The 24028-nt window shown below is 52.3% G+C and carries 23 protein-coding genes; 4 read left to right on the forward strand and 19 right to left on the reverse strand.

Annotated features, from left to right (window positions below; all coding sequences use genetic code 11):
* The first annotated feature begins 3 nt into the window (after positions 1–3).
* Both D3P07_RS04040 and D3P07_RS04045 read left to right on the forward strand, forming a co-directional pair.
* Positions 4–399, forward strand: coding sequence for a VOC family protein (locus D3P07_RS04040; protein ID WP_119798775.1), 396 nt, complete (start codon positions 4–6; stop codon positions 397–399).
* Between the two features lie 37 nt (positions 400–436).
* A complete protein-coding gene (locus D3P07_RS04045) occupies positions 437–1414 on the forward strand; it encodes a type I phosphomannose isomerase catalytic subunit (RefSeq protein WP_119798776.1) in 978 nt (325 codons plus the stop codon).
* 101 nt (positions 1415–1515) lie between these two features.
* On the opposite strand, the gene D3P07_RS04050 is transcribed toward D3P07_RS04045, so the two are convergent.
* The 6 genes from D3P07_RS04050 to D3P07_RS04080 form a co-directional block, all read right to left on the reverse strand.
* Positions 1516–3342 carry a B12-binding domain-containing radical SAM protein gene (locus D3P07_RS04050; RefSeq protein WP_119798777.1) on the reverse strand — a complete coding sequence of 609 codons (1827 nt, stop codon included), beginning with the start codon at positions 3340–3342 and terminating at the stop codon, positions 1516–1518.
* A 148-nt stretch (positions 3343–3490) separates the two neighbouring features.
* Entirely contained in the window at positions 3491–5035 is a 1545-nt protein-coding gene (locus D3P07_RS04055) for a trypsin-like peptidase domain-containing protein (protein WP_119798778.1), read from the reverse strand.
* Positions 5036–5162: 127 nt separating this feature from the next.
* Positions 5163–5723 (reverse strand): GNAT family N-acetyltransferase, encoded by a 561-nt coding sequence (locus tag D3P07_RS04060; RefSeq protein WP_119798779.1) that lies wholly within the window; start codon positions 5721–5723, stop codon positions 5163–5165.
* A gap of 229 nt (positions 5724–5952) precedes the next feature.
* Entirely contained in the window at positions 5953–6456 is a 504-nt protein-coding gene (locus D3P07_RS04070) for a ferritin (RefSeq protein ID WP_119798781.1), read from the reverse strand.
* 94 nt (positions 6457–6550) lie between these two features.
* A complete protein-coding gene (locus D3P07_RS04075) occupies positions 6551–6772 on the reverse strand; it encodes a DUF1450 domain-containing protein (protein WP_119798782.1) in 222 nt (73 codons plus the stop codon).
* 299 nt (positions 6773–7071) lie between these two features.
* Positions 7072–8499, reverse strand: coding sequence for a S41 family peptidase (locus tag D3P07_RS04080; RefSeq protein ID WP_119798783.1), 1428 nt, complete (start codon positions 8497–8499; stop codon positions 7072–7074).
* Positions 8500–8590: 91 nt separating this feature from the next.
* Between D3P07_RS04080 and D3P07_RS04085 the strand changes: the two genes are divergently transcribed.
* Positions 8591–9388, forward strand: coding sequence for a Cof-type HAD-IIB family hydrolase (locus tag D3P07_RS04085; protein WP_119798784.1), 798 nt, complete (start codon positions 8591–8593; stop codon positions 9386–9388).
* A gap of 62 nt (positions 9389–9450) precedes the next feature.
* Entirely contained in the window at positions 9451–9648 is a 198-nt protein-coding gene (locus D3P07_RS04090; RefSeq protein ID WP_259391331.1) for a cysteine-rich CWC family protein, read from the forward strand.
* A gap of 111 nt (positions 9649–9759) precedes the next feature.
* Here the strand turns inward: D3P07_RS04090 and fur are convergent, their stop codons facing one another.
* The 13 genes from fur to D3P07_RS04155 all read right to left on the reverse strand — a co-directional run bounded on the left by fur (position 9760) and on the right by D3P07_RS04155 (position 24010).
* Positions 9760–10236: a ferric iron uptake transcriptional regulator gene (gene fur / locus D3P07_RS04095; RefSeq protein ID WP_119798786.1), complete on the reverse strand. Its 477-nt coding sequence runs from the start codon at positions 10234–10236 to the stop codon at positions 9760–9762.
* 250 nt (positions 10237–10486) lie between these two features.
* Positions 10487–11548: a sulfate ABC transporter substrate-binding protein gene (locus tag D3P07_RS04100; RefSeq protein WP_119798787.1), complete on the reverse strand. Its 1062-nt coding sequence runs from the start codon at positions 11546–11548 to the stop codon at positions 10487–10489.
* Between the two features lie 32 nt (positions 11549–11580).
* Positions 11581–12645, reverse strand: a complete 1065-nt coding sequence (locus D3P07_RS04105; protein ID WP_119798788.1) for a sulfate/molybdate ABC transporter ATP-binding protein — start codon at positions 12643–12645, stop codon at positions 11581–11583.
* 3 nt (positions 12646–12648) lie between these two features.
* Complete coding sequence (locus D3P07_RS04110; RefSeq protein WP_119798986.1) at positions 12649–13446, reverse strand: sulfate ABC transporter permease subunit; 798 nt, start codon at positions 13444–13446, stop codon at positions 12649–12651.
* Between the two features lie 2 nt (positions 13447–13448).
* The gene (cysT, locus tag D3P07_RS04115; protein ID WP_119798987.1) at positions 13449–14255 is read right to left on the reverse strand and encodes a sulfate ABC transporter permease subunit CysT; all 807 of its coding nucleotides are present in this window, start codon (positions 14253–14255) and stop codon (positions 13449–13451) included.
* A 234-nt stretch (positions 14256–14489) separates the two neighbouring features.
* Entirely contained in the window at positions 14490–15524 is a 1035-nt protein-coding gene (locus D3P07_RS04120) for a Gfo/Idh/MocA family protein (protein ID WP_220482010.1), read from the reverse strand.
* A 51-nt stretch (positions 15525–15575) separates the two neighbouring features.
* Positions 15576–16400 (reverse strand): carbohydrate ABC transporter permease, encoded by an 825-nt coding sequence (locus D3P07_RS04125; protein WP_119798790.1) that lies wholly within the window; start codon positions 16398–16400, stop codon positions 15576–15578.
* The gene (locus D3P07_RS04130) at positions 16397–17281 is read right to left on the reverse strand and encodes a carbohydrate ABC transporter permease (protein WP_119798791.1); all 885 of its coding nucleotides are present in this window, start codon (positions 17279–17281) and stop codon (positions 16397–16399) included. Before D3P07_RS04130 ends, D3P07_RS04125 begins: the two co-directional genes overlap by 4 nt.
* A 68-nt stretch (positions 17282–17349) precedes the next feature.
* Positions 17350–18747, reverse strand: coding sequence for an ABC transporter substrate-binding protein (locus D3P07_RS04135; protein WP_119798792.1), 1398 nt, complete (start codon positions 18745–18747; stop codon positions 17350–17352).
* A gap of 199 nt (positions 18748–18946) precedes the next feature.
* Complete coding sequence (locus D3P07_RS04140; protein WP_119798793.1) at positions 18947–20002, reverse strand: response regulator transcription factor; 1056 nt, start codon at positions 20000–20002, stop codon at positions 18947–18949.
* Positions 19983–21752 carry a sensor histidine kinase gene (locus D3P07_RS04145; protein ID WP_119798794.1) on the reverse strand — a complete coding sequence of 590 codons (1770 nt, stop codon included), beginning with the start codon at positions 21750–21752 and terminating at the stop codon, positions 19983–19985. The genes D3P07_RS04140 and D3P07_RS04145 overlap by 20 nt, the downstream gene beginning before the upstream one ends.
* A 159-nt stretch (positions 21753–21911) precedes the next feature.
* The gene (locus D3P07_RS04150) at positions 21912–22886 is read right to left on the reverse strand and encodes an MraY family glycosyltransferase (RefSeq protein WP_182914182.1); all 975 of its coding nucleotides are present in this window, start codon (positions 22884–22886) and stop codon (positions 21912–21914) included.
* Positions 22887–23377: 491 nt separating this feature from the next.
* A complete protein-coding gene (locus tag D3P07_RS04155) occupies positions 23378–24010 on the reverse strand; it encodes a YigZ family protein (RefSeq protein ID WP_119798795.1) in 633 nt (210 codons plus the stop codon).
* Positions 24011–24028 lie beyond the last annotated feature (18 nt).

Below are 24028 nucleotides of genomic sequence, written 5' to 3' on the forward strand. Positions count from 1 at the left end.
GGAATGGCAGTCAAAAAGATCGAGCATATTGGCATTATGGTCAAAAATATTGAAGCATCCGTGGCCTTTTATACGGAAGTACTGGGTCTCGTCCATAAATATACGATGATGCATACGAACGGTGTGATTCGTCTAGCTTTTCTTGCATTCCCAGATCACGATGAGACCGAGATCGAGTTGATCGAAGGGTATAACGATTCGTTGCCCGCTAATGGAAAGGTCCACCACATTGCCTTGACCGTAGACGATCTTGACGCAGAGGTCGAGCGCATTAAAGGATTGCCTGTGAAGCTGCGCGACACCGAGATTACGACGCTGCCGAATGGCGCGAGATACTTCTTCTTCTACGGTCCGGACGGCGAGATTCTGGAATTGTTCCAGCCAGGTCAATCGCTATAACTACTTGTTATTACACACTCACAGGAGGCTATGCCCTATGAGCATGAAAGCCTACCCCCTTCAATTCAAAGCGGAAATGAAAGAACGGATATGGGGCGGCCGCGCCTTGGAGAGCTTCGGAATTGAACTGCCCCTGGGATCCATTGGCGAAGCCTGGATGATCAGCGACCACCCGAACGGCGTTACCCGCGTCGAGAACGGCCCTCTTAAGGGTCTCGGCTTGGATCAGATTCGGGAGAAGTATGGCAGCGAATGGTTTGGTACACACGGCTCATCTGCAAGCAACGGGAGATTCCCATTATTGATCAAGCTGCTGGACTGCAACGACGATCTATCCATACAGGTTCACCCGACCGATGCTTACAATGGCTTGCCTGTGGGCGAATCGGGGAAGACGGAAATGTGGTATATCCTCGATGCCAAGCCCGGAGCCAAAATCATCTACGGGCTGAAAGAAAGCATCGATGCGCAGACCATGGCCGCAGCTATTGAGGCAGGCCGCATTATGGATACGCTTCATGAAGTACCCGTCAAAGCCGGAGACGCCTTCTACATCCCTGCCGGTACAGTACATGCGCTCTGCTCCGGCGTCGTGGTGGCCGAAATTCAACAAAACTCCGACACCACCTATCGCCTATACGATTACGACCGTCCAGGGCTGGACGGCAAGCTGCGGGAGCTTCATATCGAAGATTCGCTTCGGGTAATTGCTTATCACGGAGCCGGAGCCAGCCGGATGGACACCAGCGGTATCCGTCCAGGCCATTGGCTGACGATTGCTGAATCGCCTTATTTTCACGTCGAGAAAGGCTTGATTGAAGACAGCGAGGCAGCTGGCACTTCTGAAGAAAGCTTCGTCATCCTGATGATCGCGGAAGGCGAGGGTCTTCTGCGCTGGGAGGATGGCGAGCTATCTGTACGGGCAGGTGAATGCTTCTTGCTTCCGGCAACACTGGGACGTTATGAATTGTCCGGGTCATTGACGGTACTGCGAAGCAGCGTCCCCGCTTCTTAAGCCAAGCTGCAGCAGCACCTGTCGAAGAGAAAGGACCATCCTGGCAGATCCGTCTGCCGGAATGGTCCTTATTTTGATCTTTTTTATGCCAGTTGTTGTCGTTACGGTTGTACGGCAGCCGGTTCCAGCGCCACCATGAACGGACGCGGCTTAGGCTTGCTTCCTTCTTGACCCAGTGCATATATCATTACGAGAAGCGTATGCCGATCCCTTCGCAGCTCGCCTGTCTCCAGAAAAGCCGCCAGATCGAATGGGATTTGCTCCAGAACAGCATGCTTATGAAGCTCCCTTTCCTGAAGCCCCAATGCTGCGAAGGATGTCGAGACGATCTCCGGCGATTCGCCCAGCTTCTTCATCCAGCCGGTCCATTCCCGCTTATCCATCGTGAAGTCCCACCAGATTTTGCGCGGCTTATAGTTATGGTTCAGGAAATAATCGTATTTCATGAGCCCAAGTACGGCATCCAAGTCCAGCTTATCCTTGTACTCATCCGCAAGTACGGCCGCATCCCCCTTGCCGATGGCTGTAAGGAAGGACCATAGCCGCGAGAACAGATCCTCCAGCTGGTGGCCGATCTTCTGCCATCCGCGCTGCTCCCAATAATCGCCGAACAGCTGGAAGAAATCGAATGGAGACGGGAAGACGCGATCGACCAGATAAAGCAGCGTATGATCCATCCGGTGCGCGTTCCAATATTTCTCCAGCACATCTTCTACTCGCTTAATGCGGACAATGTCCCCGAACGGCATCAGATCGTTGCCCAGCATCTCGTATGGCGCTCTATCCATATAGATATAGCCCCACTTCTCGGCATCCAGACGCAAGCCTGTTCCGCGCAGCATCTTCAGGAAGCCGAGCTGCAGCTCCTCGGGACGCAGCTCAAATACATCATTGAACGTTCCTCTGAACGTATCGTAGTTCTCAAGCGGCAATCCGGCAATCAGATCCAAGTGCTGGTCGATCTTGCCGGAATCCTTCACCTTCGTAACCGTGCGGACCAGCTTGGACCAATTCTGACGGCGCTGTACCGCAAGGTTGGTTGGATCATTGGTCGACTGAACGCCGATCTCGAAGCGGAAGATGCCGGGAGGCGCATGCTCGGCCAAATAATCGAGCACCTCCGGCCGCATGATATCGGCCGTTATCTCGAATTGGAACACACAGCCCTGATGGTTCTCAATAAGGAACTTGAACATCTCAAGCGCATAATCCCGCTTAATATTGAACGTCCGGTCTACGAACTTGATCAGCTTGGCGCCGTTCTCGATCAGATACAGAATATCGGATTTCGTCCGGTCCATATCAAAGTACCGCACGCCCACCTCAATGCTCGACAAGCAAAATTGGCAGCTGAACGGACAGCCTCTGCTAGTCTCGAAATAAACTACGCGACTGGCGAGATGAGGAATGTCTTCCTTGAACCGGTGGGGGGAAGGAAGTTCATTCAGATTCAGCTTGGGACGGCCGGGTGTAATGACAATTTCGGATCGGTCCTCTCTCTTCTTGCGATAAGCAAGACCAAATACCATATGGAACTTCCCGTCACCCTCGATCTCCGTCAGCAGGTGATGGAAGGTCTCTTCTCCTTCGCCCATCACGATGAAGTCGACGTCCTGCAGGCGCTCCATCCATTGCTCGGTATCATAGCTTACTTCCGGTCCGCCCAAGATAATGCGGATGTCCGGCTTGATCTTGCGCAGCATATTGACGACGGTAATCGTCTCTTCAATATTCCAGATGTAGCAGGAGAAGCCGACCACATCCGGATTTCTGGAGAACAGATCGGACACGATGTTCATCGCTGGGTCCTTAATGGTATACTCCGCAATATCAATATCGAATTGATGCTCGCTGTATGCCTTCAAGCAGCGCAGAGCGAGCGAGGTATGGATAAACTTGGCGTTAAGGGTGGATAGCACGACTTTCATATGGGGAAAAACCTCTCTAACTTTAGTCAGTGTGCTTATTCGCTGTCCATGCGGATAGCGGCAAGCTGCCTTCTATTGTACCGAACTTCAAGCCAAAAAAGAAGAGGCGTCCCATTCGCCGCATGCGGCCGGGACGTCCTCTCTTGAACTAAAATCTGGTTTCCATATAAAGCTGGTCTTTCAACTGCATGTCGATGACAGGATAACGCACGCGCCACTTGCCTTCGCCCAGCGGTGTCACTTCGTCGGTAGTGAGGCCTCTCGGCTGGAAGCTGTAATCGCGCTGGAACGAAATCGTCACCTGAATCTGCTCGTCCGGCAGCATACGATGAAGCTCATGAGCCAGATTCACCGACCACAGGTTCAGCTCGCCTGCTGTCGCCGATCCATAATACAGATAGAAGACGGGATCGATATTAGCCGTAAATACGAGCCAGCCGTCTGCGTCGCGGTGCACTTGCCAGTTCGTAAACTCAGCATTTCCTTCCAGCGTCTGCACAACGGAAAATTCCTTTTTCATCAGCTTTTGAATATCTTCATACGATACACCCTTCAGCGTGTCCGGAAGCGGAGGCGTGAGGAATTGGGCCTTGGCCACCATATCCTCCGTCACCGACTCTGCCAGCTCAGCGGCATGGAAGGCTGATACCGCAATGCCGATATCCGCTAGGGAGTTGTCCATACCGGCAGACGTAATTCCTACGAGCTCGCCGTATTCATTGAACAAGGCGCCGCCGGAGCTGCCATGGTCCAACTGAGCGTTCGTCTGAAGATACGATATGCCGTTCTCGAAATGATAATTGCTGATCAGGCCCGTAGAGACCGTATTCATCAGGCCTTGAGGGCTTCCGATTGCATATACGCGGTCGCCTTTGCGAGCAAGATAGTCGTAGCTCAGTCCAACCGGAACCAAATCCATAGGCTTCTCCGTACGCACGATCGCCAGGTCAGCACCTTCGTCATAGGCCACAACGCCCTTCACCTTGAACTCGTCATCGTAGATCGAATTCGCAATGGCGGAGGTTGCATCGAAGATCACATGATAATTCGTAAGGATGAGGTCTTCACCAATCACTACGCCGCTGCCTAGCCCTCGGTTCGTCATAATCATCACGACGCTCTCGTCGAAATATTCGACCATCTCTGTGGACGACAGCTTGTCTTCTTCGCGGTAGACCGCTTCCGTTTCTTCTTCCTCATACTTCTCCAATTGCTGATAGTACCAGCTTTTCACCTTAATCGCGTTGGCAGCCTTATCCCACTCCACCTTAGCTTCCAGCTTCTCAGCGATAAAGCGGATCGGTACATAGACGACATTATTTTGGGTTGCCGCAGCGGCATCCATCTTCACCGTCTTGCCGTTCACAATCGCTTCCTTTTGCCCGATCGCCAGTGTTATGGTGAGCGTGCTGTTGCGGATAATAACCGTTTGTGACTTCTTCTCGTAGACGGAGGAAGCCTCTAGCGCATTCAGCAAATCTGTCACGGGGGCAAGCGCTACGCCGTTTTCCTTATAGATAGGCGCCGACAGCTTAAGCTGTTTCCCATCCACCCATAGTTGGATTGTTGCCGTCATCTCCTGAGCGGAGCTGGCAGCTGCCGCAATGTCCGTCGTTACAGCGGAAACGGGCGCAAACAGCAAGCCTGCAACCAGCAGAGAGCTGGCTACAGCCTTATATCCTAGCTTCTTCATCTAATTCCCCACGTCCTCCCATATTCACCATAGAAACATATACCAGATCATCCTATCATGTTGATCGGCACGTGTCTATGAAATGATAATAGGGTTCATAGAGAAACAACCGGAGAGCGTCTCGGCACTAATTACCTTTGATCATACGGGTATATGAACTGCCGCCGACGTCCAATAATCCGTCCTCTTCATAGCCTAGCTTCTCGTACAACGAACGGGCACGATCATTGTATTGCTCGACAATCAGGGACAGTCGGGCACAACCGGCTTCAACACCCCTTTGTTCGAATGCGCGGATCAAAGCTTTCGCAATGCCCTGTCCCTGATAGCACTCGTCTACAGCGACAGCATCAAGATAGAAGTCGCCCGGACGGCATTCCGGCACGAGCGCCCGCGCCGCTTCTGGACCATGGTCGCGCGCAAGACGCTCCCTAATCGGATAATCCAGCCGCTCAGCCTCATCTCCCGCGTAACAAATCAGCATGCCCGCTATAGTACCGTCGCGCCGGTCTACAATTATATTGCGATAGCTCAGCCGATTGTCCTCTTGCCGGATCGCATCGGCTAATATGCGCCATGTCTCCTCGTCCTCACGCGTACCCGACAGCGTGTACGCAATGGAATCGATGGCAGACAGCATTAATGGCATAATTGTATCCGCATCCTGCGGCTTTGCTTGATCAATCATGTTATAACCCCTTTCATCTGGCATAGGTTGCCCAAAATGAGAAAACCTCTATCGAAGCCTCTCGAAGATAAGCGGCCTACAGGTTTGCATAGCAAATCCACCTCGTAAGCATGAGGCCACGTTTTATCGCCAAATCGAATTTGCAAATCCGTTACTCTCGAAATGTTATAAAAGCTATTGGCGGTAAAAAAAAGCTCAGAGACGACTTCCGTCTCCAAGCTTATTCCTCTTATTCAGCTGGCGGCGTAAACGAGCGGCCCGCGAATTCCGTATCCAGCATATAAAACGCGTTGCTGTCCTTATCGATCCGCTTGAGCTTGTTAATGATACTGTCGAACAACGCTTCCTCTTCCACCTGCTCGTCGATAAACCACTTCAGGAAGTTGATCGTCGCATGCTCACGATCGTTCATCGCAAGGTCGGACAAGTGATAGAAGCGCTCTGTATTTTGTTGCTCGTGCTTGTAGCCTTGCTCGAAGGCGTGGAGCACGGAATTGTATTCGTTGTTCGGCTCAGGCAGCGCGTCCAGCGTGGCGCGGCGTCCCCGGTCATTCAGGAACTTATATATTTTCATGGCGTGGAATCGTTCTTCCTCGGCTTGTACAATAAAGAAATTAGCAAAACCATCCAGGCTATCGCCGGAGCAATAAGCTGCCATGGCAAGATACACATGAGCGGAGTAGAACTCGAAGTTCATTTGTTCGTTAAGCGCTTTGGCTAGAGCATCATTCATGAATGTGCACCTCACTTGTCTTATTTATATTTATTCTAACATAAAAGAAACAGGCGGCATATGGCCGCCCTTCCTATATCCACCAATAATAAGTCTAACCAATCATTTTTTTCAATCGTTTATAGAGCAAATCCGGAGATGGCGCGCTTATGCACTTGGATTTAACCACCACGAAGCATTCCATCTTGCAGGTCTTGCAATTGCCAAGACAATCGCTTTTCTTGCGCTTAATGTCAGGGTAGTTCTCCTTCATCGCTTTATAGAGAGATTTGGAGCCGTTTTTCAAATTACGCCTGCAATACTTAATCTTCTTCATGTGTCACCCCGCACCGCATCATTCTCACTGATCATCGTTCTCATAGTTATGATAATCATTATCAGTTTTATTGTCAAGAAACGAGACCCGGAGGCACTACACCTAATCGTCGGGCAAGAGCCTCTACGTGAACGCTTCGTCATTAAGTTGTTCTCCTTCGCCTCTGTTCATTCATCCTGCTATCGCCGCAATTCTTCATCCCAACAATAGCAAAGTCCGAACCCGGCGTTGAGCGCCGAGTTCGGACTTTGGACCTTCTTATGCTCCCGAGCATTCTTGCCCCTATATTCGGACAGTCATTACTTGACAAGGTTCTGCAGCACCTCGATGCCCTTCTCCAGCTGCGTGTCTTCTTTAGCCAGCTTCTCGCGCAGCAGCTCGACAAGACGGTAACCTGTCTTGTCGTTGAACACACCCGTAGGCTCCAGCTTCTCGGCACTTTGGAACGCCTTCAGCGCTGCTTCGGTTTGCTCGTCGAAGACGCCTTCCTTATCCAGAGGACCGTAGCCAAGCTCGCGCAGCATAATTTGGAGCGTAATGACGTTGTCTCCGTAGCTTCCACGCTGCATCTTCGAGCCTGTAGCGAGAGGCCTGACATTCGCATACTCCGGAAGCGATACCTGATAGTCCGGCGCTACGCCCTCCTTGTTAATCCATGTGCCGCCCGGCGTCTTCCATTGTGCCTCTGTCAGACTGAGTACCGAGCCGTCCGGGAACTGCCTGAAGCCTTGCACGACGCCTTTGCCATATGTGGTCTCGCCGATAACCTGCGCCCCGGCAGATTCCTTCAAGGCTGCCGCCATCACCTCGCTGGCGCTGGCAGATTGGCCGTTCACCAGCACAACTGTTGGAACCTTCCACTCCTCCTCCTGATGAGACAGGAAGCTGACCGTTTGACGTTCGTTTTTGTATACAACATCCAATATTTTCTTGTCCTTCGGGATGAGGACGCTGGCAATCTCGATTGTAGACGTCAGCAGCCCGCCCGGATTGGAGCGCATATCCAACATTAGCCCCTTCAACGGTCCTTCCGCTTCCAGCTTGGCAATCTCCTCTTTGAACTCCTTCGCCGTGTTCTCTGCGAACCGGCTGATCGTTATATGACCGATGCCGTCCTCCAATCGCTCCGCCGACACAGTATGCACCGGGATCGGCGCACGCTTAAGCGTGATCTCCAGCGGCTCCTTCTCGCCCGCGCGCTGAAGCTTGAGTGTTACGGAGCTTCCTTCTTCGCCGCGCACGACTCCGAGCAGTTCCTGGAATGACATGCCGTTAATGTCTTTGCCATCAACTGCGAGGATCACATCTTCGGCCAGCAAGCCTCCGCGCTCTGCAGGCGTATCCTTGATAACGGAAGTGATGACGAACAGCTCTTCTTCTTTTCTCATGTTGGCGCCAATGCCATAGAACTCGCCTTCATAAGACTGCGTGTACGCCTCTCCTTGTTCTCCGACCAAATACTGCGAATACGGGTCCTCCAAGGAAGCCAGCATGCCGCGGGCTGCGCCGTTGATCAGATTCTCGGGCTCCGCTCCTTCCAAATAATCGTTCAATATTTTCGTATAGGAAGCATTAAATTGCTTAAATGTAGGCTCCTTCAAAATCGGGTAACGCATCGATACCGACATCGACCCAAAGATATAGCCGATAATAAGCAGTGCAAATACGCCGATGACGTATAGGAATCCCGATTTCTTTTTGGCAGGCGTTTCGCTGTAATGATCCATTCGATTATCTCCTTGTATGTAAGCTGAATTTTCGCTACAATCAACTTTATTGTAAAAGATGTTACGGCAACAGAGAGGAGCTACCGCTAGGATGTATAAGCTGATTGCTATTGATGTGGACGACACGCTGTTAAGCGATAATTTAACCGTATCGGAAGGCACTCGCCAGGCGATGGCCTCTGCAATCGAGATGGGCGTGACGGTAACCTTGGCTACCGGCCGCATGTTCGCGTCCGCCCAGAAGATTGCGAAAGGCATTAATCTTAATGTACCTATTATTACGTATCAAGGTGCTCTCGTCAAAACGCTGCTGGACGGACAAGTGTTGTACGAGCGTTCCGTGCCTGCGGATGCGGCGAAGGAACTGTATGACTACTGCAAGGAAAATGGCCTTCATCTTCAGTCCTATGTAAACGACGAGTTGTATGGTACGGAGGACAATGATCGTATCAAAGCCTACTCCAAACTATCCAATATTCCTTATCTGATCGAGCCTGACTTTAACAAACTGATCGATCAGCCGACCAACAAGATGCTGATGATTGACGATCCCGTTCGTCTGGATGAAATTGCAATTGAGCTGCAGGCGTTGATCGGCGACCGGGTTCATATTACGAAGTCGAAAGCCCACTATCTGGAGTTCATGCACAAAGAGGGCACGAAAGGCCATGCGCTGAAGCACATGGCCGAACATATCGGCTGCACGCTGGAGGAGACCATTGCAATCGGCGACGCTTGGAACGACCGCGAGATGATCCAGGCTGCCGGTCTTGGCGTCGCGATGGGCAACGCCGTTCCCATGCTGAAGGAAATCGCTGATTATGTGACGTTGTCCAACAATGAAGATGGCGTCAAGCATGTCATCGAGAAATTTATATTAAACCGCTGACCAGCATCACAATTAGCCCTGCGGTCGATACCGCAGGGCTAATTGTGCAAGGAGGGATGATGATGAGCGCTATATGTCCGCTCTGCGCAGGCGGCAACTCCTGCGCGGCGCTGCTGGAAGAGAATCCCCGCGATTGCTGGTGCTTTCATGCCGCTATCCCGAAGGAGCTGCTTGCCCGTATTCCAGAAGAAGCGCGAGGCAGGTCTTGCGTATGCGAAAGCTGTGTCCGCGCTTATCGGATTGAAGAAGCAAGGATGTGATCTATTGCTTCTTCTTGTCCGCTTGAAGGCCGGCGTACGCCCGAACAAAAAGGACTTCCATCAGCAGGTGAATCCTGCCGGAAGTCCTCTCGTTCTTCTGATCAATAATTCCTATGATACAGCCTTGCAATCGCGCTTACACTCGCCACCCTGACATTCCTTGTAATTGCCCGTAAAGTCAAGCCGGTGATCCAATACTTTGAAGCCGTATTCGCGCTCCAGCCGTTCCTCCAGATCCGTCAGCCAATCTTCCTTGATTTCCTCAAGCGCGCCGCACTTCTGGCAAATCAGGTGATGGTGCATATGCTCATGGTCTTCGCCGCGCAGGTCGAAGCGGGCAACTCCGTCGCCAAAGTTCATCTTCGCCACAATCTGCAGCTCTGCAAGCAACTCCAGCGTACGATAAACCGTTGCTAGTCCGATCTCCGGGAATTTCTCCTTTACAAGCATATAGACATCTTCCGCGCTCAGATGCTCCTGCTCATTCTCCAGAAGAACCCGCACTATAATTTCACGCTGGGTCGTCAGCTTATATCCGTTTTCCATTAAGCTTCGTTTGATTTTATCTATCTCAGCCGAAACGTTCATCTATTCGCACCTCCAATGATGGTATCGCAAGCGATCTATAGAAGGCCCGCCGCAATACGGCAGGCGTCAGATATTTAGAATTATTCTAATCTAATGGTATTCGATTTTGTGCAAGAATGCAATAACCGATTAATAGCCTCTTGTCATTCGCTCTCCTATTATTCGAGTTTAGCGATCAAATCCCCTTCTTTCGCCAGAAAAAAAGAAGCAGCTGCCTGAATGGCAACATGCTTCCCTATAGATTTAAGCATCAAATATCAGCCAGCACTTGATACCAGACGCCTTTTTTGGAATACAGCAGCTCGCGCACCTCGCTCCAACCGCCCAAATAACCAATATCGAACAAGCCCTCAGGCGTCACGAACCTCTCCTTCGCTTCCTCGGCTACAGCTTCATGGCTTGGACGGAAGCCGTGTCTGACGAACAGGCGCTGCGCCTCCTCGCTATGCAGATAATCGACGAACGCCTCCGCTACCTCGCGTGTGCCGTGGCGATCCACGTTGCGATCTACGACCGCTGCAGGATTCTCGATCAGGATCGTATCCTTCGGAATTACGATATCATAGGAGACGCCCTTTTGAATGCGGGCGATCAGCTCGTTCTCGTACGTCACAATGACATCGCCGACGCCATACTCGAAGGCAGCCATGGAGGCTCTTCCGCTCTTGTCCAGCGACTCCACATTGCGATGAACCGCCTTCAGGAACGCCTTGGCGTAATCCGCAGATTTCTCGCCCGTCTCCGCTTCCGCACGCTTCAGTCCGGCCCCATAGATGGCATTTATATCCCACTGGGCGCCGCCTGAGGTTTTCGGATTCGGGTAGAGCACCTTCACTCCATCGCGGGCGAGATCCGACCAATCCCGAATGCCTAGCGGATTGCCCGGACGCGTGCCAAGCACGACGATGGAGCGGGTTATCATTCCCCCATTGCTATTTTCACGCCAATCATGTGTCAGAAGCCCAGCAGCCGATATTTTATCCAGATCGCCCTCCATCGCAAGCACGGCTATATCGGCTTCAAATCCGCCGGCAATCGCTCTGGCCTGCGTGCCGGACGCCTCATACGATTCCTGGAACGTCACACGCTGGCCCGTCTTCTGCTCCCATTGCTTCTGGAACTCCGGCAGCAGCTCTGCGAAGGCATCCTTCACGACCGAATAGGCTCCTATTACGAGTGTGACATCGCTCTCAGGCGCAGGCTGGCCGGCTGCGGGTGCATCGTTCTCAGCACACCCGGCAGCCGCGATCAAGGTTATAGAAGCCAGCAGCGCAAGCAACAGGTTCTTCACGGGAATCGGATTACGTATCATAAGGGCAACACTCTTTCCGCAACTAGGCTTGATTAGATATGAATCGGCATTGGATCGACTTTGAGTGGATTTTCCAGGATCCAGCTCGCTTGATCATGGAAGAGATAGGCGCGGTGTACGAGCACGTTCACCTCTTCGCCGGGATGAAGCACTTCCTTCTCCAGCGACCGGTAAGTAATCAGCTTCGTATCGCCAACCGCAAGCTCGACCATCCATTCACTGCCGCGGAAGTGAAGATGCTTCACGACAGCCGGCATCGAAGCCGAAGCAAGCTTGATTTCCCCTGCCTTGCCAAGCTCGATATACTCAGGACGGATCAGCGCCTTCGTGCCTGGTACATTCGAGGCGTCCTCGAAGCCCCGAAGCTCAGACAGATCCTCGACAATGGACGATTCTCCGATAAAGCTGGCGACGAACGGCGTCTCCGGATTTTTGTAGATATCCCATGGACTGCCCTTCTGCTCCAGGCGGCCTTTGCTAATAATCATAATCTCGTCGGCGACTTCAATTGCCTCATCCTGGTCATGTGTGACGAAGATCGAGGTAATGCCTACGCGCTCGATCATCTCCTTCAGCCATGTTCGCAGCTCTGTACGGATCTTAGCGTCGATCGCCGCAAACGGCTCATCGAGCAGCAGCAGCTGCGGCTCAGGAGCAAGCGCCCTTGCGAAAGCCACACGCTGGCGCTGGCCGCCGGAGAGCTGGTGAGGATAACGGTGCTCGAAGCCTTTCAGTCCCGTCAGCTCTACCAGATACATCACTCGCTCGCGAATTTGTTCCTTGGTCTGCTTTTTGACCTTGAGTCCGAAGGCGACGTTGTCATAAACCGTCATATGTTTGAAAAGCGCATAGTTCTGAAAGACGAAGCCGATGCCCCGCTCCTGCGGAGGCAGGTCGTTGACCCGCTGTCCGTGGAACACGATATCGCCGGAGGTCGGCGTCTCAAGTCCCGCAAGCATGCGCAAGATCGACGTCTTGCCGCCGCCGCTCGGACCGAGCAGGCCGATCAGCTTGCCTTTCTCAATATCGAAGCTTACATCCTTGACCGCATGGAAATCGCCAAAGCTTTTGTTTAAGTTGCGAACCTCGATATGCATCTCCTAATGCACTTCCTTTCGTTTTTTGGCCCATTCCATCAGAAGCAGCAAACCTACGGAGAAAGCTGCAAGCACAAGCGCAATTCCGTTGGCGGCCACTACGTTGAAATTCTCGACGTCCTGATAGACGAGCGTCGTAGCGGTCTGCGTCTTGTTCATGATGTTGCCCGAGACGACGAGCACGGCTCCGAACTCGCCCAGCGACCTTGCCACTGTCAGCACAACGCCGTAGATAACGCCCCAGCGAATGGACGGCCATGTTACTTTCCAGAATGTATACCAGGAATAAGCGCCAAGCGTCGACGCGGCTTCTTCCTGCTGAGCGCCGATCTCCTGCAGCACCGGCATAACCTCCCGCACCATGATCGGGAACGTCACGAATAACGTAGCCAGAATCATACCGGGCAGCGCATATACGATCTTGAAGCCGGCATCCTCGAATAATGCGCCGATGACGGTCTGAGGACCCAGCAATAACACAATCATTAATCCGCCGATAACCGGCGATACGGCAAACGGCAAGTCAACGATGCTGTTGAGCAGCCGCTTCATTCTTGGTCCGATCCACTGTGCCCGCACCAGATACAGGGCGAGCATAACGCCGAAGCCTGTGTTGATAACCGTAACTACAACAACAATAATTCCCGTCATCATCAGCGCATGCAGCGCTTCGGGTCGCATGAGTCCGTCGAGCAATCCTTGCAAGCCATTCTCCCATGCGCCGAGCACAATCTTGACCAAAGGAGCGATGAGCAGCAAGGCAAATACGCTATACGTAAGCCAAATCCAGGTTCTTCTTATCGTCATGCGCCGGTCCTCCTAGCTTGCAGAAGGTTGACCAGCCATAGAATGAGGAACGATAGTGTCAACAGCATTACTGAAACGGCTGCAGCGCCTTGCGGATTGTTGCTTTCAATTTCTCCGAATATATAGACCGACGCCACAAGCGTCTTCCCCGGGATGTTGCCTGCGACAAGCACGACAGCGCCGAATTCGGCTAATCCTCTGGAGAATGCCAGCATGGCTCCGCTTAGGATGCCGGGCAGCATGGTTGGCAGAATGACGCTGAAGAATGTCTTCGCCTTCGAAGCGCCGAGCGTATAGGAAGCCTCCTCCTCGGACTTGTCAAGCTCCTCCAGCAGTGGCTGAATCGCGCGGATCACGAATGGAAACGTGACGAAGAGCATCGCAATGACGATAGCCGGTTCGTGGAATACAATCTCAATGCCAACCGATGCTGCAAGCGAACCGACCAGACTATTGGGTCCAAGAAGCAGCAGGATAAGCAATCCGCCTACAGCGGTAGGCAATGCAAAAGGCAAATCGACCAGGCTGTTCAGAAAGCTTCTTCCAGGAAAACGATAACGAATGAGCACCCAGCCGATCATCGTGCCTAGAGCCATATTGATCAATGTGGCGATGACAGCCAGCTTCACCGTGAGCAGAACGGCCTTCCATGCAAGCGGATCGGAGACACTGTCCCAAAACGGTGTCCAGCCGAGCGAGAAGGACTGCGTATATATGCCGAAGATGGGCAATACAATGAGACAGAAGAAATAAAGAATAATGGCCGTTCGAAACCCAAAGCTCCATCCTCTTCCACGAAACATGGCATTCACGATAACTAAACCTCCAGACCATCGGCTCGAGCCGCAGGTGTTAAACCGCCTAATTACACAATTCCTATTAACTTACTAGGTATTATTAATGTAGCACTCACCGAAGAAGGAAGTCAATGGTTATTTAAGAAAAAATGATAAATTCGATAGCCTTTCTTTATACCAATATATGCAAGCCAAAGAGAGCCATGACCGCTGCGGTCATGGCTCTCTCCTCATTTTGTCTTACATATATTGTACATTCACAGGCGTTCTTGTTTTGGCCGATTCCATAATCGCCAGAATGACCATCGTTGTATTGAACGCATCTTCCATCGTAACGAAGAACGGCTCGTCCGTAATCAGCTGATCGATGAAGTGGCGAATGCTCTCATAAGCGAAGCCTTTCGGCTTGCCGTGAATAAAGTGGCGAACCAGCATATCCGGCCGATCTGCTTTCGTCTCGGTGAATCGCTCCAGCATCTGGCTGTGCGTCGGATCAATATTGAACATGCCTTTTGTACCGGTAATGTTCAGCTTCATATCGTTGACGTTCGGATTCGTATTCGGTGTAATCCAGCCATTCTCCATCGTGACGATGCCGCCGCCGCGGAATTCCAGAATCGTCTGGTAGATATCGACTGTATCAACGCCCTCCTGCTTCAGCACGCCTTCTCTGGAAACAGCATATACCCGCTCCACCTCGTCATTGAACAGCCAGCGCAATACATCTACGCTATGATAGCCGAGGAACCAAAGGATGGAGGACTTCGCTGCCCAAGGCAGCAAATCGGTAGCAACCCACTTGATATCGTTCAGACGGTAATAAGCGCTGTATGGTTCGCCGATCTCGCCGTCCACAATCGATTGCTTCGGAATCGCAAACAGCGGGCTCCACCGGCTATGAAGGTCTACCATCATGCGTACCCCATTGCGCTCGACCGCCTCCACAATCTCCAGCGCTTCCTCACGCGTCGTTGTCAGCGGCTTCTCGATAATGAAGTGCTTGCCGGCATTGGCGCAATCCACAGCGATGCGGGTATGGGCGAAATCCGGCGTTACAATGGCTACAGCGTCGATATCGGCCCGCTCCAGCATCTCTCTGTGGTCGGTGAAGATGCCGGATGCAGGGATGTTGAACTTCGCCGCCAGCGCTGCCGCCCGCTCGCTGTTCATATCGCAGATCGCCGCCACTTCGGCTACCGGATGATCATTGTAAATGTAAGCATGCGTCTCTCCCCAGGTTCCTGCTCCAACAATACCCATTTTGACTTTTTTCATCAACGTCATCGCCTTTCATCGTCTGTTGTTTCGCTAGATAATTAGAAGCTATTATTTCACGCCGCCGAAGGTAAGGCCGCGGATCATATATTTTTGCACAATCATCGCAAAGAGCAATACCGGCAAGATCGTCACGATGCCGATGGCGGACATCTCGCCCCATACGACACCGCTCACGGACAGGAACAAGGTCACTGTCGTCGGCAGCGTGCTTGCATCGGAGCTCGTCAGGAAGAGCGCAAATACAAACTCATTCCAGGAGTTGATGATGCAGAAAATCGACGTTGCAATCAGCCCCGGTGTTGCCAGCGGCAAAATGATGCGAATGAATACCTGGAACCTGGAGGCTCCATCGACGAAAGCCGCTTCCTCCAGCGCAACCGGAATTTCCTCGAAGAAGCTTCGCATCATCCAGATCGTGAACGGAATGTTGAACAGCATATAGCAAATGATGAGCACCAGATGCGTATCCAGAATGCCCAGCAGGCTCGCCATGACGAAGATTGGAATAACCGAAGCCATAGGAGGCAGCATACGAAGGCTCAGCACCCAGAACGCGCGGTTCTCCTTCTTCTTGAATTCAAATCTTGCGAAGCCATATGCCGCCATCCCGCCGATAAAGATCGAGATGAACGTCGTCAGCAGCACCACGATCGAGCTGTTTTTCAAATAATCGAGCGCATGCCGGTTTTCAAATATGTTTTTGTAGTTCTCAAAGGTCGGCGAAAAAAACCATATGCTTGGATCATACGTCTGCGTCCCCGTCTTCAAGCTGATAATGAGCATCCAGATGAACGGAAAAATGCAGACAACGGATACGATAAGGAGAAGAACGGCCGTCACCACCGTCAGTTTTTTATTCCCTAGCGGATTCATCCTTTATTCTCCACTCCTTTCCGATAGAGCCTGATCAGAATCATGCTGATCACAGTCGTCAAGATAAGCAGTACGACCGATACGGCAGCCGAACGTCCGATCCAGCCCGTTCCCGCAAAGCCGAGCCTGTAGATATGGAGGCTCAGGAACTCTGTAGAGCTGCCCGGTCCGCCCTGGGTGAGCGAATACGGGATATCGAACATCTTGAGCGAGTCGATCGCCCGGAAAATAACCGCCAGCAAAATCATCGGCCATAGAAGCGGCAGCGTAATATTGCGGAACGTCTGCAGCTTGCTCGCGCCATCAATCGCGGCAGCCTCGTACGGATCCGTGGGCAGCGAACGCATGCCCGCATAGATGATAAGCGCTACAAACGGTGTATTCTGCCAGATGTCGACAAACAGCGTCGACCAGAATGCATTTTCCCCCGAGAGCCATATCACTTTGCCGCCAAAAAACTGCAGGAAGTAGTTGAGCACGCCATACTCCGCATTCATCATCAGCTTCCACACCTGTCCGGTAATACTTGGCGTCATCGCCACCGGCACGATCATGCAGGCGAAAACAAGAAATTTCAGCTTGAACTCCCGGTCCAGCAGCACCGCCAGCCAGAATCCGAGTGCCAGCTGGATCACAGTTGCCAGAAGCATAAAGCCGAGGCTGATGCCGACCGAATACCAGAATTCGGCATCCTTGCCGGTGAACAGCCGGATATAATTTTCAAGACCGACGAAATCGAAGGTCGGATAGCCAAGCTCGTAATTGGTCACGCTTAGCCCGTATAGGAATACGGTCGGGATAATCGTCAACGCGCCAAGAATAATGATGGCGGGCATAATGTAGATCAAATGAGGCCGTTTCTCAAAATAAGAGCGAATCATAGATGCCACCTTCCTTGCTGATGAACTGGCCGGACCGCTTGACTAGCGCGGCCCGGCCGCCAGTTCCGTTATTGCGTTATATCTTCAAGCTCTGTTTGTGCTTTCGCCGCCGCATCCTGTACGGTCAGCTCGCCGAACATCGCCGCGCTGACATAGTAGCCGACACGGTCCAAAATTTGACCCAGCTTCTCATGCGGCGGAATCCAGGAGATGCCCTTTTCAACAAGCACGTTCGCATCGTTTAATGCTGCCAGCTGTACCGGATAAGACGGATCAGCCGCTACAAGCTCTTCGTTTTCATAGATCGACGTTCTGACAGGCACACCGCCGCCATCTACATAGGCTTTTGCATTTTCCTTGCTGTTCATATACACGATGAATGCCCAAGCCGCATCTTTGTTTTTCGATTGCGACGAGATTGACATGTTCCAGCCAGCAAGCGCGCTTGCCTTGCCTTCAGGACCTTCCGGCGTAGGCGCAAAGCCAACCTTGTCGTACACTTGCGAGCTTGCCGGGTCCAGAATCCGCTTCGCCAGCGCAGTTGCATCCAGCCACATGGCCGTTCTGCCTGTCATGAAAGCCGATAATGCTTCTTCATGTGTGTAAGATACAACGTCCTTCGGCGCGTTCTTCAGCAGGTCCACGTAGAACTGAAGCGCTTCAACCGTCTTCGGATCGGTCATCGTCACATCACCTGACTGCTGGTTCAGGAAGCCGCCGCCGAAGTTGTACATGACCGTCATCAAGCCCGATGCAGCGTGAACGCCGCGCTGCGCTCTCATGGACACGCCATACAGGCCGTCTTCCTTGCCGTTGAAGAATTGTGCGAGCTCCAGGAACTCATCCATCGTTGCCGGCGGCTGCTTGCCGTACTTCTCGAACAAGTCCTTCCGGTACGCGATGAACCGCGTCTCGCCAGCCGTCGGGATGCCGTATACGCTGCCGTCGTACTTGCTGATGCCATTGCGGTAAGCCGGTACGATATCCTCATAGTCGAACCATGCCGGCGTCTTGTTCTCATCAGATAGGTAAGCGTCGAGCGGCTCGACTACCTTCTTCGCGCCGTATTCGCTCATCCAGAAACCATCGACCATCAGGACATCGTAGCTGCCGGTTTTGCCTGTGTAGTCAAGCAGCTGCTTGTTCTTCAGATAGGTCTCCTCCATCACTTCCCACTTCACTTTGATGCCGGTCAGCTTCTCGAAGTCACTGGTCAGCTTCTGGAAGGAGTCGGTAGACGGATGGCTCGCAAATGCAAGATTCAACGTGTCCCCGCCGTATTGGCTCTTGATGGTCTCGCCCCAAGCTTCCAGCGTATCCGTCGCGCCGCTTGGCGCACCTCCGTTCCCGCTGCCTTCATTGCCGTTCCCCTTACTTGTTCCATTGCCCCCATTGCCTGCTCCGCATGCGGAGATCATCGCGACTAACAAGACTACCGCCACGATTTGTGTCCATCTTCTCAACATTACCTGACACTCCTCTGCCTTTGATTTGTGTAAGCTAACTTGACGCTTTCCTACCGTATTTTTCTTTGTTCCTGGTAGGGATAGTACAAATAATAGACCGATAAAGCGGTTTCAACAATGTATTGGAACGTCTACTCTTGTCTTCAGAAAACTAAACTATGCTTTTTAAACAAAAAACAAACCTTCATGTGAAGGTTCGTTACACTTGGCTGCTATTTTTTTCTTTATATTCCAGCGGCGATACGCCATAATATTTTTTGAAGATTTTCGAGAAATAGGGGTAGTCGTTGAAGCCGCATTGCTCCGCGATCAGATTGATTTTGGCCGTTTCTTCCCGCAGCAGCAATTCCCTGGCCTTCTCCAAGCGAAACTCACTTATATATTGGGTAATAGGTTTTTTCATGACCTCACGGAATATTTTGCTCAAATAGGCCGTGCTTAAACCGCCATGCTCCGCGAGCATGGACAAATTCAAGGAGGCATCGCCGTACTGGCGGCCGATCATTGCGATCGCGTCCTCCACGACGCGCTTGTTGCGCGGCGCCCGGCTGTCCGCTACGACGCTGATGATCTCGGAGATGTAGTCCTTCCAGTTCCGCAGCAAGTCTTCCATCGCAGCAGCAGGTCTGGATGCGGGGTTGCTGTCTTCTCCGGCCGAACGCTTATGCACGAGCAGCAGCTCCGCCCGGAAGGCCAGCCCGAAGTGTCCCATAATCCGCTTCATCTCCAGCAGCGAATAATCGCCTTCTTGCAGATGTACGCCCCAGGCGTCAATCAACGCGTCGCATTCCGCCCTATTTTCGGCCATGACGCTTTTGACTAGCATCGCTATTGTGTCCTTCATCATGCGGATGCTGGCCGCGTCCATGCTTGCCATCCACTTCGAGGGATCATTCAGCAGGACGCGCGAGATAACCTCCTGCAGCATCTCCGCCGTTACCGGCTTGAGCAAGTAGTCGGACACTTGATGCCGCAGCGCCTGCTGCACATATTGAAATTCCGCATATCCGCTCAGCACCACGATTGCCATGTCCGGATGCCGCTCCCGCACTCTGGCAATCAACTGCAGCCCGTCCATGACAGGCATCTGGATATCGGTCAAGATCATGTCGGGCTTGCTGAGGCCAATACACATCAAAGCCTCTTCGCCATTGCGCGCCTCGTCAATCTCGATCATGCTGCCGCCGGACTGCTCCAGCAGCTTGATAATGCCCCTCCGAATGACGACCTCATCGTCAACGATTAAGATTTTCATCGTCCTTGCCCTCCTTCGGCAGCTTGATGCGCACGGTTACACCGCCCGTCATGGATTCCTCCAGCAGCAGCCCATAGCCTTTGCCGTAACGCAATCTGATTCTCTGCTGCACATTCAATAGCCCGATGCCCCGTCTCCTGCTGTCATCCTGCTCCGGCACCTCTTCCGCCTCGCTATCGAAAAGACGGTTCATCGCTTCCATCGCCTGCTCGTCCATCCCCTGTCCGTTGTCCTCGATGTAGAGCGCATAGGTCTGGCCGCCGCAGTCCTCTGCATAGATTTTCAGATAGTAATCCCGTTCCCCGGCGAACGCATACAGGAAAGCGTTCTCTACAATCGGCTGCAGCGTCAGCTTCACTATCGGATAGCTGCCGAATGGCTCCAAGCCGTCCATATCGATCTCGATATCCGGATAGCGCTCCCTCTGGATATCCAGGTATGTTCTCACATGCTCAATCTCCGTGAGCAGCTCCACCTCCGCCTTGGGATTATCGATCGTGTAGCGGAAGAAATCCGCCATCGCCCGGCTCATCCGGCTGATCGGCGGCGCTTCATGAAGAATCGCCTGGCAATTGATCACCTCTAGCGTATTGTACAGAAAATGCGGATTGATCTGATTCTGCATCGCAAGCAGCATGGCATCCTTCTGCTTCATCTCCGCATTGATCTTCTCCATCTCCACCACATACACTCTGTCGATCATCTCGGACAGATTGGCAAGCATCTTGTTGAAGTTCCGGCCAAGCAGGCCGATCTCATCCGTATATTTGCTGGTGAAGCGGACGTCGAGGTCGCCAATCTCGACCTTCTTCATGAGCTGGAGCAGCTTCTTGATCGGTTGCGTCAGCATCCAGGTGAGCAGGAACGACATCACGAGCGTAATGAGCAGGATAACGATAATGACTAGCGGATGGACGATCTGGATTTGCCTAACCTTGTCCAGGATCGCCTTCTTGTTCGTATATGCCTGTACCTCGAAGCCGCTGTAGCTCAGCTTTGATTCCGTCTTCAGGTACATCGCGTCGCCCGCACCCGAGCCGTCGGGGAAGGACGAATAAACGATATGGCCCTTCGCATCCTTCAGTTCAAGCATCAAGTCATTGGTTGCCAGCAACCGGAAGGCATCGCTGAACATCTTGCCGTTCAATCTGACGACCAGCATGCCGTCGCGCCCGTCCATATCGTATTTGCCCATCATGAGATAAATCGAGTTGTAGGATCGGTCCTGGTAGAAGAGATGCTCCTTCGTCGGCTTTGACCAAATATCCGCCTCTTGGGCGAGAAAATGCCTGTACCATGTCTGATTGCGGTAACGAATATCGGGCACCCGGTCAAGGCCTGTATCATGGATGATCGTCTCTTGTCCGTCCTCTCCATTCTCCTTAATGAACAGGAAAACCGACTCCAGCTCGCTCGAATATTGCGTTCGGAACGCCTCCAGCTTGTGCTGCAGACGCTCTCGGTCTGACGCTTCATCGATCTCTATGCTATTCTCCGAATAGTAAAAGAAATATTGAACGTTCTGTACGACACGGCGCAGCTGGTTGTCGAGGTTATACCCAGCCTGATTAATCGACCGCTGCGTCCGGTCCAGCTCGTTGTCCGTAATCATGCCCTGATAATATTGCTGATAAATATAGACCAGGCTGAACACGCCAATAAACGAAACGATCGAGATGGAGATGAATATTTTCGTAAAAAACCTGCGGTCCATCAGTCTTTTCACAAGCATCTGCACTAGCCGCTTCATGTAAGCCCCTCCAATTCTGAGGTAGATGACAAGCTGTCGGAGCGATAATGCAGTATTATAGCATGTTCCTCGGGGGAAATGTCGAGCTTGAATGCAAAAAGGGCTGTTCCGAGGTCGATCGAATCGACCTCAGAACAGCCCTACAGGGATTGAGTTTGCTTAAATTTGCACCAGCATCAGAATAATCGAGGATAGCCCGAAGCATGTACTTACCAGGCATAGCACCATCAGCGCTTGCTTATTGTTCAGACCTGCGCGCAGCAGCCGGTAATGAACCTGGCTAGCGTCGGCTTCATAGATTGCTTTGCCCTGCAGGAACCGCTTAATGACAACAAAGATGTTGTCGAAGATCGGCACGCCGATCGCCAGAATCGGAATGAACAGCGACAATATCGTTGCCTGCTTGAACGCCCCATCCAGCGCGATAACCGCCAGCAGGAAGCCCAGGAACGTTGCACCCGCGTCGCCCATAAACACTTTGGCAGGCGGCTTATTGAAGCGCAGATACGCGAGCGTAACCCCAACGAGAATGATCGCCATCATCGCGGAGTTCGACTGTCCCATCGCCAGCGCCACAACAAACAGTGTCATGCCGGAGATTGCGGACAAGCCGCCGGCGAGACCGTCCAGACCGTCAGAGAAGTTGATGACCGTCGTTACGCCGAAGATCCATAGAATCGTCAGCACAAACTGCAGAATAACCGGAAGCACCACATATTCACCGGAGAAAGGATTGAAGAAGCCGGTAAATACGTTGCCCGACAGGTAGACCAATACGGCTGCCGACACTTGCACCAGCATTTTCGGAAGCGCGGGGAAGTCCTTGCCCTTCGTCTTGTACCAGTCATCAATCGTTCCGATCGTAAGCAGCAGAACGCCGCCCAGAAACAAAGCGCCGGTCTCCCAATTTATCTCTCTCGCAATCGCGATATAGGTAATGAAAAAGCCAATGAAAATGGCATAGCTGGCTGTTAGCGGAATAGGCTCACGGTGCAGCTTGCGCTCTACGTTCTTCCGGGGCTTGTCCACAAAATCAAGCTTGAACGCCAGCCGGCTGAACGGCGGTATCAACACATATACGATAAGAAACGACATAACTAAAGCAAGTGCGTAAAAAATACAAGTCACCACCATTAATCGATATAGATCACGATAATTATACAACCCCTCTAGTAAAATGTCGACTTTTGGTAGAGTCGAATGAAGGGGGTGGGAGATTAATATTTTCTAAGCAATGGGGAGAACTCGGGTGATAGCAGGAGTTGAGGTGAGTTATAGAGGGATTATACGGGTTTGAAGCGCTGCTTCAGGAATTGCGAAGCTTGGCCGAATTATGCGAATCTAGCAACGCTATATTAGGAGATTCGGCGATTGAGGCGGATTAAGCGTTTCTGGCAACACTAATTTGGATTTTTCGGCGATCAGACTCGATTAAGCGTTTCTGGCAACGTTATTTCGGCGATTCTCCAACCATCTCCACATAAAAGAAGGGCTGTCCCCCCATTTAAACAATCCCCTTCAACAGAATAGCTTAACGCTACTACTGCCACCATAGGAGAATTGTTCGATTGAACGGACAACCTCTTGTATGCACATATCTTTTTAACAAAAGAAAAGAACGCTGCTTACTCGCCGTCAATATAATACCGTTCCTCACCCGTGCGAATGACAGCCTGGCCTTGCGTGAGATCGGTCATCCACGCGATAAAGGCGTCCGCTTCCGGCACCACTGGCAAGCATAGGACGATGACCTTGTCGGTGAACTCCGTCCCGCCAAGTCGCGTACCGCGGCCGTGAAGCTCGTTCTCGAGCTTCCCATACCACGTATAGTCAACCTCGACGAACACTTCCAGGTGCAAGACAAGCTCGATCTCACCTGCCGCCTCGATGCCCGCTACCGCTCCATCCGTATAGGCACGGACGAGGCCGCCAGCGCCAAGCATAATGCCGCCGAAGTAACGGGTGACGACAACTGCGACGTTCTTCAAGCCTTTGTTCTTGATCACCTCAAGAATAGGCTTGCCCGCCGTGCCGCTTGGCTCCCCGTCATCGGACGCCTTCTGGTGCTGGTCGCGCTCGCCGACCATATAAGCGGAGCAGTTATGAGTGGCGGTGCGGTGCAGCCGCTTGATCTCATCGATAAAAGCGACTGCCTCCTCCTCCGTCTCCACTGGCTTCGCATGGCCGATAAAACGGGATCTTTTGATGACGACCTCCGCATTTGCTTCCGCTCTTACCGTCCTGTATTTGTTCAGCATACACTCAATACTCCGGCT

Source organism: Paenibacillus sp. 1011MAR3C5 (assembly GCF_003591485.1).
GTDB lineage: Bacteria > Bacillota > Bacilli > Paenibacillales > Paenibacillaceae > Pristimantibacillus.

Bases quoted from the DNA above. Each gene is read 5' to 3' on its own strand.
- D3P07_RS04040 (WP_119798775.1), top strand. From the start codon at position 4: ATGGCAGTCAAAAAGATCGAGCATATTGGCATTATGGTCAAAAATATT.
- D3P07_RS04045 (WP_119798776.1), top strand. From the start codon at position 437: ATGAGCATGAAAGCCTACCCCCTTCAATTCAAAGCGGAAATGAAAGAA.
- D3P07_RS04050 (WP_119798777.1), bottom strand. From the start codon at position 3,342: ATGAAAGTCGTGCTATCCACCCTTAACGCCAAGTTTATCCATACCTCG.
- D3P07_RS04055 (WP_119798778.1), bottom strand. From the start codon at position 5,035: ATGAAGAAGCTAGGATATAAGGCTGTAGCCAGCTCTCTGCTGGTTGCA.
- D3P07_RS04060 (WP_119798779.1), bottom strand. From the start codon at position 5,723: ATGATTGATCAAGCAAAGCCGCAGGATGCGGATACAATTATGCCATTA.
- D3P07_RS04070 (WP_119798781.1), bottom strand. From the start codon at position 6,456: ATGAATGATGCTCTAGCCAAAGCGCTTAACGAACAAATGAACTTCGAG.
- D3P07_RS04075 (WP_119798782.1), bottom strand. From the start codon at position 6,772: ATGAAGAAGATTAAGTATTGCAGGCGTAATTTGAAAAACGGCTCCAAA.
- D3P07_RS04080 (WP_119798783.1), bottom strand. From the start codon at position 8,499: ATGGATCATTACAGCGAAACGCCTGCCAAAAAGAAATCGGGATTCCTA.
- D3P07_RS04085 (WP_119798784.1), top strand. From the start codon at position 8,591: ATGTATAAGCTGATTGCTATTGATGTGGACGACACGCTGTTAAGCGAT.
- D3P07_RS04090 (WP_259391331.1), top strand. From the start codon at position 9,451: ATGAGCGCTATATGTCCGCTCTGCGCAGGCGGCAACTCCTGCGCGGCG.
- fur (WP_119798786.1), bottom strand. From the start codon at position 10,236: ATGAACGTTTCGGCTGAGATAGATAAAATCAAACGAAGCTTAATGGAA.
- D3P07_RS04100 (WP_119798787.1), bottom strand. From the start codon at position 11,548: ATGATACGTAATCCGATTCCCGTGAAGAACCTGTTGCTTGCGCTGCTG.
- D3P07_RS04105 (WP_119798788.1), bottom strand. From the start codon at position 12,645: ATGCATATCGAGGTTCGCAACTTAAACAAAAGCTTTGGCGATTTCCAT.
- cysT (WP_119798987.1), bottom strand. From the start codon at position 14,255: ATGTTTCGTGGAAGAGGATGGAGCTTTGGGTTTCGAACGGCCATTATT.
- D3P07_RS04120 (WP_220482010.1), bottom strand. From the start codon at position 15,524: ATGAAAAAAGTCAAAATGGGTATTGTTGGAGCAGGAACCTGGGGAGAG.
- D3P07_RS04125 (WP_119798790.1), bottom strand. From the start codon at position 16,400: ATGAATCCGCTAGGGAATAAAAAACTGACGGTGGTGACGGCCGTTCTT.
- D3P07_RS04130 (WP_119798791.1), bottom strand. From the start codon at position 17,281: ATGATTCGCTCTTATTTTGAGAAACGGCCTCATTTGATCTACATTATG.
- D3P07_RS04135 (WP_119798792.1), bottom strand. From the start codon at position 18,747: ATGTTGAGAAGATGGACACAAATCGTGGCGGTAGTCTTGTTAGTCGCG.
- D3P07_RS04140 (WP_119798793.1), bottom strand. From the start codon at position 20,002: ATGAAAATCTTAATCGTTGACGATGAGGTCGTCATTCGGAGGGGCATT.
- D3P07_RS04145 (WP_119798794.1), bottom strand. From the start codon at position 21,752: ATGAAGCGGCTAGTGCAGATGCTTGTGAAAAGACTGATGGACCGCAGG.
- D3P07_RS04150 (WP_182914182.1), bottom strand. From the start codon at position 22,886: ATGGTGGTGACTTGTATTTTTTACGCACTTGCTTTAGTTATGTCGTTT.
- D3P07_RS04155 (WP_119798795.1), bottom strand. From the start codon at position 24,010: ATGCTGAACAAATACAGGACGGTAAGAGCGGAAGCAAATGCGGAGGTC.